We start from the raw sequence: 14,917 nt of genomic DNA, 5'->3' as shown, positions 1-14,917 counted from the left end.
TTAGTCAAGTTGTTAATCAGAAAACTCAACAAATATCCGATTGTTACGCACCTCACTGCGGTACGTTGCGACCGGAGCAAATGCGGGCAAAGTGCGTGGCTTGCCGGTTCGCAAATCAAATAGCGAACCGTGCATCGGACACTCGACACACAACTCTTCTGTATCAAGGTCACCTTCGCTTAACGAAGCTTCATCGTGTGAACAGAGATCGTCGAGCGCGTAGACGTCGTGCTCCGCCACCCGAAAGATGGCGATCCGGCGCCCGCCAACGGTAAATGCGCGACCACTACCCACCGGGACATCGTCGAGTGTGCAGACCTCAACCAGTTGCATGGCCTACTCCGTGTTGGTTCAAAACAGGTGAATGTTCCAGGTGTTTGACATAACCTAAGTTGCTTCCTTGCTCACCATAGAGACACAGAGGATACAAAGGATGGGTATAATCCGGGTTGCTACCGTGAGATGTGACGTAGCACATTCCATAGGAACTGACTGTTCCCCACATCGTACACGTAGGTACGCCATACGGTGTTGCGGGCAACGTCGTGCTGTTCATCCTGACCGTTAGCCTCTGTGGCCTGCTCATAGGATAGGTGACAACTTAAGTTGACATAATAGAATGTACACGAAACAATCTGAGCGCTCCCTATCATCGGGAGCGCTCTTCGCTACTCGTCTCACCCTGTCAATTAGCCGACCGACCCTTCCATTTCGAGCTGGATCAGACGGTTTAGCTCAACCGCGTACTCCATCGGCAATTCACGGGTGAATGGCTCCATGAAGCCGAGCACGATCATCGAGAGGGCATCCGACTCGGAGATCCCGCGGCTCATCAGGTAGAAGAGCTGCTCGGCACCGATCCGACCAACGGTTGCCTCGTGGGCCAGCGTGCAGCGATCCTCTTCAATCTCGATATACGGGATCGTATCCGAGGCCGAGCGCTCGTCCAGGATCAGTGCGTCACAGTTGACGTTGATCTTCGCACCGTAAGCGCCAGGTGCCACCTTTGCCAGCCCGCGGTAGGTTGTCTTACCACCATCCTTGCTCACCGACTTGTTGGTAATGCGTGAGGTGGTTTCCGGGGCCAGGTGTACCATCTTGGCGCCGGCGTCCTGATGCTGACCACGCCCGGCATACGCCACCGAGAGCACCTCGCCGCGTGCCTTACGTCCCATCAGATAGACCGATGGGTACTTCATCGTCAGCTTCGAGCCGATATTGCCGTCCACCCATTCCATACTGGCCTCTTCATAGGCCACTGCTCGCTTGGTGACCAGATTGAAGATGTTGTTGGCCCAGTTTTGGATCGTGGTGTAGCGGAACTTGCCACCTTTCTTCACAATCACCTCGACCACAGCCGAGTGGAGCGAGTTGGTGCTGTAGATCGGTGCCGTACAACCCTCGATGTAGTGCGCCTCGGCCCCCTCATCGATGATGATCAGCGTTCGCTCGAACTGCCCCATACGCTCGGCATTGATGCGGAAGTACGCCTGGAGCGGAATATCAACCTTCACACCCTTTGGGACGTAGACGAACGATCCCCCCGACCATACTGCGGTATTGAGCGCGGCATACTTGTTGTCTGCTGCCGGCACAATGGTCCCGAAGTACTCTTTGAAGAATTCGGGGTACTCTTTCAGGGCTGTGTCGGTATCGAGGAAAATCACGCCCTGCTTCGCCCACTCCTCACGCAGCGAGTGATAGACCACTTCCGACTCGTACTGCGCACCAACGCCGGCGAGAAACTTCCGCTCGGCTTCGGGAATACCCAGACGCTCGAAGGTATTCTTGATCTCCGGCGGCACGGCGTCCCAGTCGGTCTGTGGACGCTCGTTGGCGCGGACGAAGTAGTGAATATCGTCGTAGTTCAATTCGGCCAGTTCAGGATTAGCCCAGGTGCCTACCAGGGGCGTAGGCTTCTTATTGAATATCTCAAGTGCACGCAGACGGCGCTTGAGCATCCACTCCGGCTCACCCTTCATCCCGGAGAGTTCGCGCACGATGCGCTCGTTTAGCCCTTTCGGTGCTTTATAGACATAGCGCTCTTCCTGACGGAAGCCATAGCGCGAGTAATCGAATTGCAAATTGACTGCTTCAGCAACCACGGTGCTACTCCTTTTCCAGGTATCTGACTACATATCCTCATCCATCTGGCTCACTCCGTACAGGCCGGCCTTCAAGGCTTTCAGCGAAAGCAGGGCGCATTTGAGCCGGGTTGGGTTGTGAGCCAGCGGTATCCCGATTAAATCGAGTAGATCATCCTTACTAAACTGTTTGGCGGCGTCGACCGGCATCCCCTTGATCGCTTCGGTCAAGAGTGACGCACTGGCCTGGCTGATCGCACATCCACGCCCGCTGAAGCGCACATCGGTAATAACATCATCGGTAATCGCCAGTTCCAACCGGATTTGGTCTCCGCAGAGCGGATTACGCTCCTCGCGGATAACCGTCGGTGCCGGCAGATGACCGAAGTTGCGTGGATGACGGGCATGTTCGAGAATTTGCTCGCGATAAATGTCATCCATTGTTGTTTCCTGCCTCTATCAGGCAAAGAGCTGTCGTGCCCTGTGCAGCCCGGCAACCAGCCGATCAATCTCTTCGGGCAAGTTGTACAGGTAGAAGCTGGCCCGCGTGGTTGCCGGTACACCCAGCACTCGATGCAGAGGCTGGGTACAGTGATGGCCGGCGCGTACTGCAACCCCTTCCTGATCCAGGACCGCAGCCACATCGTGCGGATGGACTCCTTCAAGGCTGAAGCTGATAGCGCCACCGCGATCCGGTCCAGCCGGCGGCCCATAGATCGTTATACCGGGAACGGCGGCCAGCCGTTCAAGTGCATAAGCGGTCAGTTCCTGTTCGTGCTGATGGATGGTAGCCAGTCCCACCTCTTGCAGGTAGTCGGCTGCTTCGCCGAGAGCGATTGCCTCGCCGATTGCCGGTGTCCCTGCCTCAAACCGTGTCGGTATCGCGGCGAAGGTACTATGATCAAGCTCGACCAGGTCGATCATTGAGCCACCACCCAGAAATGGCGGCATCGCCTGCAATACTTCACGCCGGCCCCACAGGACGCCAATCCCGGTTGGGCCACACATCTTGTGGCCACTAAAGGCCAGAAAATCCACACCCAGAGCCTGTACATCAATCGGCATATGTGGAGCGCTTTGGGCAGCGTCGAGTAAGACCCGCGCTCCGACCGCTCGCGCCCGGTCTACAATCGGTGCCACCGGGTTGATTGTGCCCAGGACGTTCGATTGGTGGGTAAAGGCAACCAGCTTTACCCGTTCGTCAAGCAGACGGTCGAGATCATCAAGCACCAGTCGTCCTTGCCCATCGATGGGCAGATAGATCAACTCGGCACCGGTACGTTGCGCCAGCAACTGCCAGGGCACAATATTCGAGTGGTGCTCCATCATGGTCAGCAAAATGCGATCACCAGCGCGAATATTTGCCCCGCCCCAGGCATAAGCAACCAAGTTAATCGCTTCGGTGGTATTACGAACAAAAATGATCTCGCGTTGACTGGCAGCATTGATAAAGCGTGCCAGCTTTCCCCGTGCTCGCTCGTAGGCAAAGGTTGCCTCTTCGCTCAAGCGGTAGACACCGCGGTGAACGTTGGCATTGTAGCGCCGGTAATAATCTTCCAGCGTCTCAATCACCCGGCGTGGCTTTTGTGATGATGCCGCACTGTCGAGAAAGGCCAGTGGCTTGCCGTGAACATGCTGCTGCAAGATCGGAAACTCTCGGCGCAGTGCAAGCACATCGAACTGAGACAGGATAGCCATATGCTATGACCTCATCTGTCACCGCCAGGATTGCCGGCGACAGTCTATACGGCAAGGCGCTCTCCGCCGACGCACGACCTTTGTATCCGGGGGGTTGCCGCAGGCTAACCCAGCCTGCGGCAAGATCACCCTAGATTTTGGCTGCAATCTCCGCCGTCAGCTCAGCCCGCAGCTCTTCCAGCAGCACCGTTTCGAGTGCCGGCTCGAAGAAACCCATCACGATCATGCGTTGCGCTTCTGCCCGTGGAATACCGCGGGTTTGCATGTAGAAGAGCTGCTCTTCATCAATATCACCGCTGGTTGAGGCATGGCCACCCTTCAACACGTCATTCGTGCTAATCATCAAGCCCGGAATACTGTCGTTCCGCGCCTTGGGACTGAGGTGTAGCGCATGCTCTTCCAGCCGGGTACTGGTCGCCGCCGACTCGTGTTCGATCTTGATCATGCCGTCGAACACACTATACGCGGTATCGTTGACCACCGTCTTAAACTGCATAAAGCTCTCGCAATTGTGTCCGACGTGGCGCATCCAGGGTGTGATAACCAGATGCTGACTATCGGAGGCAAATGTTGCTCCAAGCCAGTTTAGCCGCGAGCCGTTGCCCACCAGCGTTGTTTCAGCTTCAATATGCTGTACCTGACCACCGAGCTGAATGGATGTCCACTCCAGGCTGGCATCGCGCTGCAAGATCGCCCGCTGTCCACCCAGATGGTATACACCGGCGCCCCAGTGCTGAATGCTGACAAAGCGCACACTGGCCCCATCACCGACAAAGATTTCGGTAATGGGGCCGGCAAACGAACCGGCGCGCAGATCAGGCGAGGTAAACTCTTCGATGAGGGTAACACTTGCCTGCGGCTCGACAATCACCAGCGTGCGCGGGAAGATCGCCACCCCGTCAGCGCCCAGCGTGTAGATTAGACGCAGCGGCACTTCGATTGCAACACCTTTGGGCACGTATAGCAACGCACCGTCTTGCCAGAGCGCAGCGCGCAGGGCGCTAAACTTATGCTTCAACGGCTCAACCGCCGTATCCATGTAACGCTGAATCAGCGCCTCGTGGCTGTGCAAGGCGGCAGCCAGCGTGGTGAAAATGACACCCTGGCTACTCAAGGCCGGGTCCCACTGGATCGCAGTTGCATGCGCACCATCAGCAGGGGCTATCGTCGTGGGATCGAGCTTACTCAGATCGGTTCGTCGCCACTCTGGCGGATTCATCTGCGCGAAAGCAGACCACGCCTCTCGCCGGCGCTCGGTTAACCAGGCTGGCTCGCTAGCCGCTTGCGAGCGGGCAACAACAAACTCAGCACTGATTTCGTTTAGGGTTGGGAGTGTCGTCGTCATCTACATTCCCCCTATGCTGCACCGGTCAGCTCTTCGCGGAGCCAATCGTAACCCTTCTCTTCCAGTTCTAGCGCCAGCTCAGGGCCACCCTCGCGGACGATACGGCCATCCATCATCACCGAGACCACGTCGGGCTTGATGTAGTTCAGCAGGCGCTGATAGTGGGTGATCACCAGGACCCCCATGTGTGGTCCTGCCAGTCGATTGACACCGTTGGCAACGATCCGCAATGCATCAATGTCAAGACCTGAGTCAGTCTCATCAAGCACAGCCATTGTTGGCTTCAGCAACATCATCTGCAAAATCTCAAGCCGCTTCTTTTCGCCACCGCTAAAGCCGTCATTGAGATAACGACGGGCGAAGCTCTCGTCCATATCGAGCAGATTCAAGCCCTCGCGCAACAGTTTGCGGAATTCGGCGGCGGGAATTACCGTCTCTTTGGGGTCTTTGCCCTCCTCGACACGGTGCGCATTGATAGCCGAACGCAGGAAATTCGCCACCGTCACGCCCGGCACCGCTACCGGATACTGGAACGCGAGGAAGACACCCAGGCGGCTGCGCTCATCCGGCTCGAGTTCGAGCAGATTGTGGCCTTTGTACCAGATTTCGCCCCCGGTCACCTCATAGGATGGATGGCCGGCAATGATGTATGACAGGGTGCTCTTACCACTGCCATTCGGTCCCATAATGGCGTGAACTGTGCCCTGGTGCACGGTCAGATTGACACCGCGCAGAATCTCTTTGTCGCCAATCCGGGCGTAGAGATCTTTGATGATCAGATCGTTGCTCATGGACTCCTCGATACAGGTTTACTACAACAGGCTTATACCTCAATCGTCGGATCAGCAGCCGGAGGTGTCATGGTCAGCGGAATATCTTGTGGGCGCAGGACGAAGCGGCAATTATGCGCTCCGGCTCGAATCGTATCTTCGAGCACCAGCTTCTCGCCCAGTACATACTCGATCATCCGCCGCTCCATTGAACAGACCTCAGGATAATCGGCTGCGACATCGTAGTACGGGCAGGCGAACAGGCGCAACACATCGCCTTCCGGATCAATCTCCGCCGGCACGCCACGCTGTTCAAGTAATGCCCGCAGCTCGTTCAGGCGTGCAGCTACATCGGAGCCTGCCATGCGGTCGGCATACTCACTCGCCAGGCGCTGGCTGACCCGATCAAGCAACTGCTCGACTTTCCCCTCCCCTTCCAGCTCGATCAGCTCGCGCAGCAAGGTGCTAATGAGCCGATCATACTGCTTGGGGAAGGATTTTTGAGCCTTTTCAGACAAGCTATACACCAATCGCGGACGACCCGGCCCACTTCGCTCACTGGTAACCTCGACCATGCCTTCGGCCTGCAAATGCACAAGATGATCGCGAACGGCTGTCGTACTGACACCGATCAAATCAGCAAGTTCTTTTACTGTAGCCCTGGCATGACGCTGCAAGTAGCGTAAGATGATGCCGGCTGGACTGTCGGACGGGTAACGTGTGGTATCCATAGTCACACTACTCCGAACTACTACTGTACAGTCTACCAGCATTTCAGTCTATTGTCAATAAAAAAACCAAAAACCTTTTTTATTTCAGAAGTGTAATTTTGTAATTGACATTACGTGAAATCAGTACTACACTGCATGCGTGCCCGACAGACCGGGGGCACGTCGGACGCAACGGGCGACCGGCGCCACGATCACCCGTTGCCTAACACAGGAGCAGATAGTATGCGCTGGGAGTACAAAGTGGTGTTTGTCGAGGCGTGGCAGCGTGTTTCCGTTGAAGGTCAGGAGAGTTATCCGGAGGCGGGCGAGCGCAATACCGGGTTTGCCCGGCGTTTCCTCAACGGTTTGGGCGCTGATGGCTGGGAAGTGTGTGGGGTACAGGCGGTGATGCCGGGACGCAGTTACGTCATTCTCAAACGCCCTCTGGCCGATGGTGCTGAACCCGATCTATCGGTCGCCCGTCGTCCCAATCCGAATGCGCCGTGAAAGTGAAGGTTGATGGGGGGTGTGACGGCAAGTGACACTGCCCGTGTGACGCTGTGATTTGGAGGGCAGGTTGTCAGCCTGCCCTCTTCGTTAATTTTGCAATCATTGGACAGCGATCACCATTTGGTTTGATCATCGTAGTGCAGATCGTGGCGCTGGTGTCCAGCCTGCCCATCAATTAACTTTCGTGCTCGTTCTGTGACAGTGGTATGAGTGATGGCCGATCCCCGTTGAGAAGTCTACCCATTGGAGCGAGGTAAACCCTATCACTAGACTGATGAACAACGCTGGCTCTATGAAGATTTGATACTATTTGTCACCGAAGTGAGGATCGCGACGTGGTGTGGCTCGTGGGCCACGTGTAGTGAAAATACCCCCTTCGGCAGCATTACTGCGCTCGTGGGTCAAACTGATACTTAGTGGCTGAGGGCCATCACTCTGTCCAACCGCGATCCGTTGCAGATCGCGCTGCCGCAGTTCTTCGGCACGCTCAATCAATTCTGGTGCTTCGGTGTAGTAGAACTCCAGCGCCTGTCCGTGCTGATCAATGCCGGTATAACGCAATTCTACCAGGCTACCGGTAGGAATACCCCCAGAGGCAAGGAGATCGGACAGGGGCGACTCGATGTCTTTCAAGATGCGTTGTCGCAGTGGACGAGCGCCAAAACGCGAATCAAACCCTTTATTGAGGAGGTACTCTTTTGCTTCGGGCGTGACACGCAATTGAATAGCATAGCGCAAATATTGCTGATTGCATTCGGCAATCATCCGATCGAATACCTGGCTAAGCGTGTCGGCAGAAAGCGGGCGAAATGCAATAATCTCATCGAGCCGGTTGATCCATTCTGGCTGAAAGACCTTTTGCAAGGCTTCAAATCCGATTTGATAGATTTCACGACCGGTCGCTTCAACATCTTTATGAGGTGTGCGAAATCCGATTGTGCGCCGATCAAGAAAATCAACCATCTCCTTCGCACCGACATTAGTGGTGAAAATGACAATGCTCTGCTGAAAACTTACCCGTCGGCCACCATTGAGCAGAAGAATTTCACCATCTTCCATCACTTGCAACAGAAGATTCCACAGTTCGGGCTGTCCCTTCTCGATCTCATCGAATAGTACGACACTGTTCTCTTGTTCGATGATGTCAGGATTGAGCAACGGTTTCTGGTCACGTCCTACATAGCTTGGCGGCGCACCAACCAGTGCACTCACCTCGTGGCCCTGGCTAAAGAGCGAGCAGTCAATCTTGAGAAATGCACTGCCGTCTGGGCGGAGCAGTTCGGCCAGCGCCCGGGCTGTGGCTGTTTTGCCAACGCCTGTCGGGCCAAGGAAGAGGAGTGTCGCTCGTGGACGACGGCTATTGCCTGCTGAAAAACCGAATCGTGAACGGTTTAAGACGCGAATCACGCTCTCGATGGCGCGTTCCTGGCAAAAATCTGTTCGCGTAGACATTTCTCTACCAGATCAAGAGGATTTTTATCACCGCGGATGGCCAGTTTCATGGTGCGCTCTTCTGTCATAACGCCTCCCCTGAGAGCTACCGGCTTTTGCTGATGCACCTGTGCCAGTGCCGGGTGAAGCGCTGCCTCGTGCCGCGCAATACTGGGAATTGGCTCTCACCCGCGCAGGGCCAATGTTCCTACTCTTAAACGATGATACGTGGCTTTATTGTACCACTATCCCCTGCGTTTGGTTGATAATGATGAAATTGTTATCAACGCAGCCACGCCAGCGCTGTGGTCACCACAATGATCGAGTAGAAGAGTAAGACGAGGGGAAAACCTCCCAGTAAGATGATCAGCCCAATGTACGGCAGTGAACCACACGAGTAGGCGATACTTACCACAATCATGAGCAGGCGTCCTCGCTTACGTCCGGTCGACCAGTCGATCAGACGGGCGAGAGCATTACCGGTCACTGGGCCGAGCAAGAAGGCGACAATGAAGCCAAAAAATCCAGCCCAGCCAATCACGACCCCGGCAACAAAAGTTACGATCACACCGTACACAAGGGCAACAATTCCGGCGATCAGTAACTGTATAGGACCTACCTGATAGTTCACCGGCATCCGCTCACGGGCACAGTCCGGGCAGATCTGACCAACCGGTGTAGCACGAGCACACTCTGGACAGATCGGACGACTACAACTGATACAGCGCAGCCCGGTTTCACGTTGCGGATGGCGATAGCAGAATAACGTCTCCGTTTCAGGTGGGGCTGGTGGTGGAGAGGGTTCCGTAACGTCCGCAGTCTCATTCTGCTCACGTACCTGTACCCCGGTGGGCGCGAGTAATTCACCTGCCGCCAGTTTTACCTCGACCTGTTCCAGCGTTGCTTGTGCTTCGGCCAGGTTGGGATCAATTGCCAGTGCCCGTAGAAGGTACTCGCGCTTATCGCGATATGGCCGCACGGCAGCAGCCATCCCCAGGAGCGCTTCTACGTAATTGGGATCAAGTTCAAGCGCTTCGCGAAACCGCAACCGCGCAGTTACGGTATCGCCAGCGATCAATGCTGCTCGTCCGGCAGCAGTCAATTCAGCAGCCGTCATTGTCGATTCAGTCATGATGCCTCCGCAAAACAAAAAAGTAGCACGGTGCATCGGCTGGCGCAGGTGCTTCATAAATCCGACGCAGGATCGGTTCCCACAGGAGATTAGGCGTAAAGGGTGGTGCCACCAGCCAGCGCCCCGTCAGTGCACGCGTGATCAGGCTCGGTGCACCGTAGTAGTGACTGAGATCAAACAACTTTAGGGCTGCATCACTCATATATGGTCGGCATACCTCTACAGTGAAGCCTGCACGGGCAAAGCGCTCTGTCCATTCAGCCCTGCTGAGCGTGTTGTAATGGTAAGAAATACGGTTGAACCAGCGTCCATAAATGCTACTGCCATCAAACCCCAACCGATTGAGCAGCCATGTACCGAGTAATTCCCGCGGGAAACGATCACCAACTACTGAGGCAACAAATGGTGCCCCTGGACGAACGACCCGTGCCACTTCGCGCAGGGTTTGGTCGAGAGGCTGTACGTGTTCAAGCACGCAATTTGAGATTGCCGCAGCAAACGATTGATCAGGGAACGGCAGAGCGGCACCATCGGCCACACACAAGGCTGAGTATACACCTCGCCGCGCCGCTTCGTGCGTATCGGCTTTGCGTGGGTCAATACCAAAGATTTGCTTGTTGGGCAGGGCAATCTGGACAAACGTTCCATCACCGGAGCCAATATCAATGATGGGTTCCGGCAAATCAGGCGCCAGTTCAGCAAACAGTCGTGCTTCTATCGAACGGATCATCGCCCGGTGTATAGGTAATGTGAGCAAATGTGGTCGTAAGTAGTCAGGCATATCAGCAACCTTCATCGAGCGTCTTCCAAGGGTATTGTACCGCGTTCACACCCGATCGGCGACTCCTAACTGACGGAAGAGGTTTTCGTATTCGATGACGGTACGCTCTGTACTAAAGAGTGCGGCGATTTCTTCGCGTGGTCGTACATATGCAGCGCGATTGCCAATAATCTCAAGAATAGCTTCGGCCAGAGCAGTTGCATCGCCAATTGGGACGACCTTCCCCATCCCGGTCATTAATGGTGGCTGGCGTACACCGGGTAGATTACTGGCAACCGTTGGTGTGCCGCAGAGCATCGCTTCGACCTGTACCAGACCAAAGGTTTCGGTTGAGTTGAGCGATGGCACCACCAGTACATCGAGATTGGGGAAAAACGCTGCCATCTCCCGCGGAGCGAGGGTGCCGAGAAATGTCCAGTGATCGCGAAATTGTGCAAATAGCGGTGCCAGCCGGCGAGCGTATGCCTCTTCGCCGAGTACATGTTCGTGTGGTCCGGCAAAAAGAACACGTGCCGTCGGATACACGGCCAGGATGCGTGGAAGTGCCGCCAACAGCACCTCAACCCCCTTCTCAGCGGCCAGGCGGGCAGCCATGCCGATCACCGGCCCCTGAAGATTCCAGCGCCGGCGAAATGCGTCAATCTCTGACTCCGGAACCCCGGCCACCTCAACTGGTGGCGGGATGATAGTCACTTTTGTGCGCCAACGCCGAAGATACGGTGAATGATCGGCGAAGTCCTGTGTATACGCTACGATGCGGGTTGCCAGTGCAGCCGCTGCCTGATTGGCAACGTCAACCACACGATTGGCTACCCGGTTCAACATGCCGGGGGGTAATTTCAGATCACTGTGGTAGGTCAATACAACCGGCTGTTTCAAGAGACGACCGCGTAACGCCAGTCCTGGTGCATCGAACTGTGGCAAATGAAGACTCATCGCGTCATGTTCGAGGGCAAGTCGGGTTGCCAGCCAGCCAAATGTTGGCATTAGTACACCTTTGCTAATCCGAGCCAGCACCGGAGCGCGAACCACTCGCACGCCATCGAGCCATTCAAGCTTGGGCAGACTCGGATCGTACTGCGAGGTGAGCACCGTCACCTGATGACCACGACGGGCCAGGCCACGAGCCAGTCGTTCAACATAGATGGTAAGACCACTGGTGTAGGGACGATAGTAGGTCAGGGCACAGAGTATTCGCATGTTTTATCGTGAAACAAAGAACGAGAGGCGATTGACCTCTCGTTACGGACGTCATCTGGAGGCGACGGCGGGAATCGAACCCGCGAATGGCGGTTTTGCAGACCGCTGCATTACCACTTTGCTACGTCGCCGTCGCCCGTATTCTAGCACAGGCCGGCTTTCCGTGCAACTCGGACGTCGGGCCGGCAAAGACTGTTCCGGCGTACCAGGATGATTTGGCGTGCAGAAATCTATGCTTCTGTACTTACTGCGCACCCTGCTGGATGGGTATCGGTCTCTATATCATTCCCCGGCTTCTCTAAATATATCTACGCCTCACCACGTAGCCGACGCAGTTCTGTCTCGGCCAAAGCCCCAGAGAGACTTGATAGAATTGAGTCTGCATCGTAGCCGATTGCCTCGCAGGTATCAACCATCGATACCAAACACATCCTCTTCTGCAAGGACCTGAACCAGACCGAAGTCCCGGCAGAGGTAACACTGCTATCCTCTCCCCCGCCAGGTTCTACACCTATCCTCGTTCAGCAATTGCACCAACTTTTGCCCCGACCACGCGTACCAGATCGGTTGGTGCTAACCCAAGAAGTATGCCCCGCTTTCCGGCATTAACATACACGACCGGATATCGCAGTGCAGACTCATCGAGGTACGATGTCCACCCTTTTGCGGTTAACGCCAACGCACCGATCCCGCCAATTTGCAAGCCGGTCAGACGCTCGACGTCAGCGCGCGGGAGTAGTTCAAGCGATTTGGTGCCAATCAGGGAGGCCAGACGCTTCAGTGACAGTTGTGCGTCAGCCGGAACCATTGCCAGAATCGGTCGCATGCCAGTATTACCAACAACGAGTGTCTTAAAAACCTGATCTGCTGGAACCCCGATCATTCGGGCAATTGTTTGCGCATCAGATGCATCGTTATATTCGTACTCCTGAACGGTGTACGCGATGTGATGACGTTCAAGAAGACGCATTGAGTTCAGTTTGGTAGTCATAGGTATCACTTTGGGTGTCAGTTTGACCAGAAGGCAGAGGGAGCGTAATCAAGAACGTTGTGCCGTTACCGGGCTTGCTGGTAACGGCAATCGTTCCATTCATTAGTAGACATAACCGATGAGCGATGGTCAGACCGATACCGACACCTCTGGATCGCTGCGTGAGTGGTTCATCGAAGCGGGTAAACGGTGCAAACAGCAGATCGAGTTGTTGTGCGGTCATACCGACACCGGTATCACTGATGCTACAGATCAATAATTCAGTTCCATCATCACTTCGCCGAATTGTGACGATGAAATTAATTTCTCCCTGCCAGGTGAATTTTACGGCATTATCCAGGAGGTGGAATAAAACCTGACGAACCTTTTTACGGTCGATATGAACAACCATCTCAGGGTCTGGTTGCACATCAACCACGAGGCGATTTTGTTGCTGTTCTACCAGGGGTTCAATCGTGGCACAAACCTCTTTGATCAGCAATCCGATTGGCCATGGTTCATAATTTAACAGAACATCACCAGCCTCTAGCCGCGCCAGTTCGATGATGTCGTTGATCAGGCTCAACAACTGCCTGGCCGCAGCCTGAATGCGCTCCAGCCGTTCACGTACCTCATCAACGGAGAGAGGCTCATCTAGTACTTCTTCATGTAACAACTCACTATAACCAATAATCGTGTTTAGCGGTGTCCGCAACTCGTGGCTGATGTTTGTTAGAAACGCACTTTCGGTACGAGTCGCGATGGCAGCTACAGTCCGGGCATCTGCTAATTCTTGCTCAAGTTCGCAGATGTACTGCTGCTGGATTGCGATCCGATGCTGGAAGTATTGCCACAACCCGATAATCAGAACGATGGCAAGGATTGTTAATGCTACAACCCACCCTCGATAATCCCATCCAACGCTATATGCGAGGAATAACCCAATTAGCGGCATTCCCGCAATGAGAAGCCGTTTGGCTACAGGTAGCCGCAACCACTGTGTCAGCAGTGTTCTGAAAACCTTCAAGGGTGTCCTCTACCCGGTGCCGATAGACGCCTACATATTATATGTAGTAGATTAGTGTATGCGCAACCGGATGAGTGATAAAAAAACTCTTAAAAAACAACCCTTGTGCTATACTATTCTGTCATCAGGCTGTTCAGAAAATCACGGATCAACTCGCTCTGCGCTGCAACATCGGTCAGGAACGCATCATGCCCGGCATCGGTGGTAATCAAATGTGGCGTGAATGAACGACCGGCTGCTTGCGCGGCGGCTGCCATCTGATACGTTTCTGCCGGCGGGTAGAGCCAATCGCTGCTATACGCCAGGGCCAGAAAACGGGCACGGGTCAAATCAAAAGCGGCTGCCAGCGAGCCATACCGCGCTGTCAGATCCCAGTTGTCCATTGCCCGCGTAATCACCAGGTACGAGTTGGCATCAAAGCGGTCGTTGAAGCGTGCTGCTTGATGTTCAAGGTAGTGTTCGATAGCAAACCGTGGCCCCAAATCGAGTGCATCACCATCAACCCGACGGCCAAACCGCTGTTCCAGTTTTTCTTCGCAGAGATAAGTAATGTGACCGAGCATACGAGCCACTGCCAGCCCATCGCGTGGTGCGTCGCTATCGTAATAATCCCCGCCCCGCCAGCGTGGATCGGCCATAATTGCCCGCCGACCGATATAGTTCCAGGCCACAGTCTGGGGGCTAGAGCGGGCACTGGTAGCCAGCAGGATGGCGCCACGCACCCGCTGCGGATACTCTACCGTCCAGGCCAGGGCCTGAAATCCACCCATTGAGCCACCCGCCACGGCGAGCAGGGTATCGATGCCCAGCGCATCGATCAGGCGCTGTTGCGCATGCACCATATCTTCGATAGTAATGAGGGGAAAGCGTGAACCGTAAGGTCGTCCATCAGACGGGTGTGGGCTTGATGGGCCAGTTGAGCCACGGCAGCCGCCGATCACGTTTGAGCAGATTACGAAGTAACGATTGGTGTCAAACGGCCGCCCCGGCCCGATCATCGCGTCCCACCAGCCTGGTTTGCGGTCGGTTGGACTGTGAAACCCGGCAGCGTGGGCATCGCCAGACAGAGCGTGCAGAATCAAGATAGCATTCGAGCGATCCGGTGCCAGTTCACCGTAGGTTTCATACGCCAGGGTGATTGGGCCTAATGTTGCACCACTCGTAAGGGTCAGGGGGGTTGTCCAATGCATCCGTTGAGTACGCACAATGCCAACCCCTTCTGGGGTTGGCGCCTGCACAATCGCTTCCATACGGTTGTT

At 55.1% G+C, this 14,917-nt stretch carries 15 protein-coding genes and 1 tRNA gene; 1 reads left to right on the top strand and 15 read right to left on the bottom strand.

Annotated features, from left to right (window positions below; all coding sequences use genetic code 11):
• Positions 1–12 precede the first annotated feature (12 nt).
• The 7 genes from VAE57_RS18635 to VAE57_RS18605 all read right to left on the bottom strand — a co-directional run bounded on the left by VAE57_RS18635 (position 13) and on the right by VAE57_RS18605 (position 6,628).
• Positions 13–333 (bottom strand): non-heme iron oxygenase ferredoxin subunit, encoded by a 321-nt coding sequence (locus tag VAE57_RS18635; RefSeq protein ID WP_322823325.1) that lies wholly within the window; start codon positions 331–333, stop codon positions 13–15.
• Between the two features lie 356 nt (positions 334–689).
• Positions 690–2,105 carry a Fe-S cluster assembly protein SufB gene (gene sufB / locus VAE57_RS18630; RefSeq protein WP_322823324.1) on the bottom strand — a complete coding sequence of 472 codons (1,416 nt, stop codon included), beginning with the start codon at positions 2,103–2,105 and terminating at the stop codon, positions 690–692.
• A 27-nt stretch (positions 2,106–2,132) separates the two neighbouring features.
• Positions 2,133–2,525: a Fe-S cluster assembly sulfur transfer protein SufU gene (gene sufU, locus VAE57_RS18625; protein WP_322823323.1), complete on the bottom strand. Its 393-nt coding sequence runs from the start codon at positions 2,523–2,525 to the stop codon at positions 2,133–2,135.
• An 18-nt stretch (positions 2,526–2,543) separates the two neighbouring features.
• Positions 2,544–3,782: a cysteine desulfurase gene (locus VAE57_RS18620; protein ID WP_322823322.1), complete on the bottom strand. Its 1,239-nt coding sequence runs from the start codon at positions 3,780–3,782 to the stop codon at positions 2,544–2,546.
• 130 nt (positions 3,783–3,912) lie between these two features.
• Positions 3,913–5,127 (bottom strand): Fe-S cluster assembly protein SufD, encoded by a 1,215-nt coding sequence (gene sufD / locus VAE57_RS18615; RefSeq protein WP_322823321.1) that lies wholly within the window; start codon positions 5,125–5,127, stop codon positions 3,913–3,915.
• Between the two features lie 11 nt (positions 5,128–5,138).
• Complete coding sequence (gene sufC / locus VAE57_RS18610; protein WP_322823320.1) at positions 5,139–5,918, bottom strand: Fe-S cluster assembly ATPase SufC; 780 nt, start codon at positions 5,916–5,918, stop codon at positions 5,139–5,141.
• Between the two features lie 32 nt (positions 5,919–5,950).
• Positions 5,951–6,628, bottom strand: a complete 678-nt coding sequence (locus VAE57_RS18605; RefSeq protein WP_322823319.1) for a helix-turn-helix transcriptional regulator — start codon at positions 6,626–6,628, stop codon at positions 5,951–5,953.
• 222 nt (positions 6,629–6,850) lie between these two features.
• On the opposite strand from VAE57_RS18605, the gene VAE57_RS18600 reads away from it, so the two are divergent.
• Positions 6,851–7,114 (top strand): hypothetical protein, encoded by a 264-nt coding sequence (locus VAE57_RS18600; protein ID WP_012259316.1) that lies wholly within the window; start codon positions 6,851–6,853, stop codon positions 7,112–7,114.
• Positions 7,115–7,423: 309 nt separating this feature from the next.
• Here the strand turns inward: VAE57_RS18600 and VAE57_RS18595 are convergent, their stop codons facing one another.
• The 8 genes from VAE57_RS18595 to metX all read right to left on the bottom strand — a co-directional run bounded on the left by VAE57_RS18595 (position 7,424) and on the right by metX (position 14,908).
• Positions 7,424–8,569 carry an AAA family ATPase gene (locus VAE57_RS18595; protein WP_322823318.1) on the bottom strand — a complete coding sequence of 382 codons (1,146 nt, stop codon included), beginning with the start codon at positions 8,567–8,569 and terminating at the stop codon, positions 7,424–7,426.
• Positions 8,570–8,831: 262 nt separating this feature from the next.
• Positions 8,832–9,680 carry a hypothetical protein gene (locus VAE57_RS18590; RefSeq protein WP_322823317.1) on the bottom strand — a complete coding sequence of 283 codons (849 nt, stop codon included), beginning with the start codon at positions 9,678–9,680 and terminating at the stop codon, positions 8,832–8,834.
• Positions 9,673–10,461 (bottom strand): class I SAM-dependent methyltransferase, encoded by a 789-nt coding sequence (locus VAE57_RS18585; protein WP_322823316.1) that lies wholly within the window; start codon positions 10,459–10,461, stop codon positions 9,673–9,675. Before VAE57_RS18585 ends, VAE57_RS18590 begins: the two co-directional genes overlap by 8 nt.
• Positions 10,462–10,506: 45 nt before the next feature.
• Complete coding sequence (locus VAE57_RS18580; RefSeq protein ID WP_322823315.1) at positions 10,507–11,661, bottom strand: glycosyltransferase family 4 protein; 1,155 nt, start codon at positions 11,659–11,661, stop codon at positions 10,507–10,509.
• Positions 11,662–11,717: 56 nt separating this feature from the next.
• Positions 11,718–11,792, bottom strand: a tRNA-Cys gene (locus VAE57_RS18575).
• Between the two features lie 380 nt (positions 11,793–12,172).
• Positions 12,173–12,652, bottom strand: coding sequence for an aminoacyl-tRNA deacylase (locus VAE57_RS18570; protein WP_322823314.1), 480 nt, complete (start codon positions 12,650–12,652; stop codon positions 12,173–12,175).
• Positions 12,618–13,658, bottom strand: a complete 1,041-nt coding sequence (locus VAE57_RS18565; protein WP_322823313.1) for a HAMP domain-containing sensor histidine kinase — start codon at positions 13,656–13,658, stop codon at positions 12,618–12,620. The genes VAE57_RS18570 and VAE57_RS18565 overlap by 35 nt, the downstream gene beginning before the upstream one ends.
• 113 nt (positions 13,659–13,771) lie before the next feature.
• Positions 13,772–14,908 (bottom strand): homoserine O-acetyltransferase MetX, encoded by a 1,137-nt coding sequence (gene metX / locus VAE57_RS18560; RefSeq protein ID WP_322823312.1) that lies wholly within the window; start codon positions 14,906–14,908, stop codon positions 13,772–13,774.
• Positions 14,909–14,917 lie beyond the last annotated feature (9 nt).

The sequence above is a fragment of the Chloroflexus sp. genome (assembly GCF_034434295.1).
Taxonomy (GTDB): Bacteria; Chloroflexota; Chloroflexia; order Chloroflexales; family Chloroflexaceae; genus Chloroflexus.
Note: the sequence above shows the minus strand (reverse complement) of the source record. Positions and strands in the feature narration are given on the sequence as shown.

What these genes read in the sequence shown, in the direction of transcription:
- VAE57_RS18635 (WP_322823325.1), bottom strand. Translation starts at nt 333, where the DNA reads ATGCAACTGGTTGAGGTCTGCACACTCGACGATGTCCCGGTGGGTAGT.
- sufU (WP_322823323.1), bottom strand. Translation starts at nt 2,525, where the DNA reads ATGGATGACATTTATCGCGAGCAAATTCTCGAACATGCCCGTCATCCA.
- VAE57_RS18620 (WP_322823322.1), bottom strand. Translation starts at nt 3,782, where the DNA reads ATGGCTATCCTGTCTCAGTTCGATGTGCTTGCACTGCGCCGAGAGTTT.
- sufD (WP_322823321.1), bottom strand. Translation starts at nt 5,127, where the DNA reads ATGACGACGACACTCCCAACCCTAAACGAAATCAGTGCTGAGTTTGTT.
- sufC (WP_322823320.1), bottom strand. Translation starts at nt 5,918, where the DNA reads ATGAGCAACGATCTGATCATCAAAGATCTCTACGCCCGGATTGGCGAC.
- VAE57_RS18605 (WP_322823319.1), bottom strand. Translation starts at nt 6,628, where the DNA reads ATGGATACCACACGTTACCCGTCCGACAGTCCAGCCGGCATCATCTTA.
- VAE57_RS18600 (WP_012259316.1), top strand. Translation starts at nt 6,851, where the DNA reads ATGCGCTGGGAGTACAAAGTGGTGTTTGTCGAGGCGTGGCAGCGTGTT.
- VAE57_RS18595 (WP_322823318.1), bottom strand. Translation starts at nt 8,569, where the DNA reads ATGTCTACGCGAACAGATTTTTGCCAGGAACGCGCCATCGAGAGCGTG.
- VAE57_RS18590 (WP_322823317.1), bottom strand. Translation starts at nt 9,680, where the DNA reads ATGACTGAATCGACAATGACGGCTGCTGAATTGACTGCTGCCGGACGA.
- VAE57_RS18585 (WP_322823316.1), bottom strand. Translation starts at nt 10,461, where the DNA reads ATGCCTGACTACTTACGACCACATTTGCTCACATTACCTATACACCGG.
- VAE57_RS18580 (WP_322823315.1), bottom strand. Translation starts at nt 11,661, where the DNA reads ATGCGAATACTCTGTGCCCTGACCTACTATCGTCCCTACACCAGTGGT.
- VAE57_RS18570 (WP_322823314.1), bottom strand. Translation starts at nt 12,652, where the DNA reads ATGACTACCAAACTGAACTCAATGCGTCTTCTTGAACGTCATCACATC.
- metX (WP_322823312.1), bottom strand. Translation starts at nt 14,908, where the DNA reads ATGGAAGCGATTGTGCAGGCGCCAACCCCAGAAGGGGTTGGCATTGTG.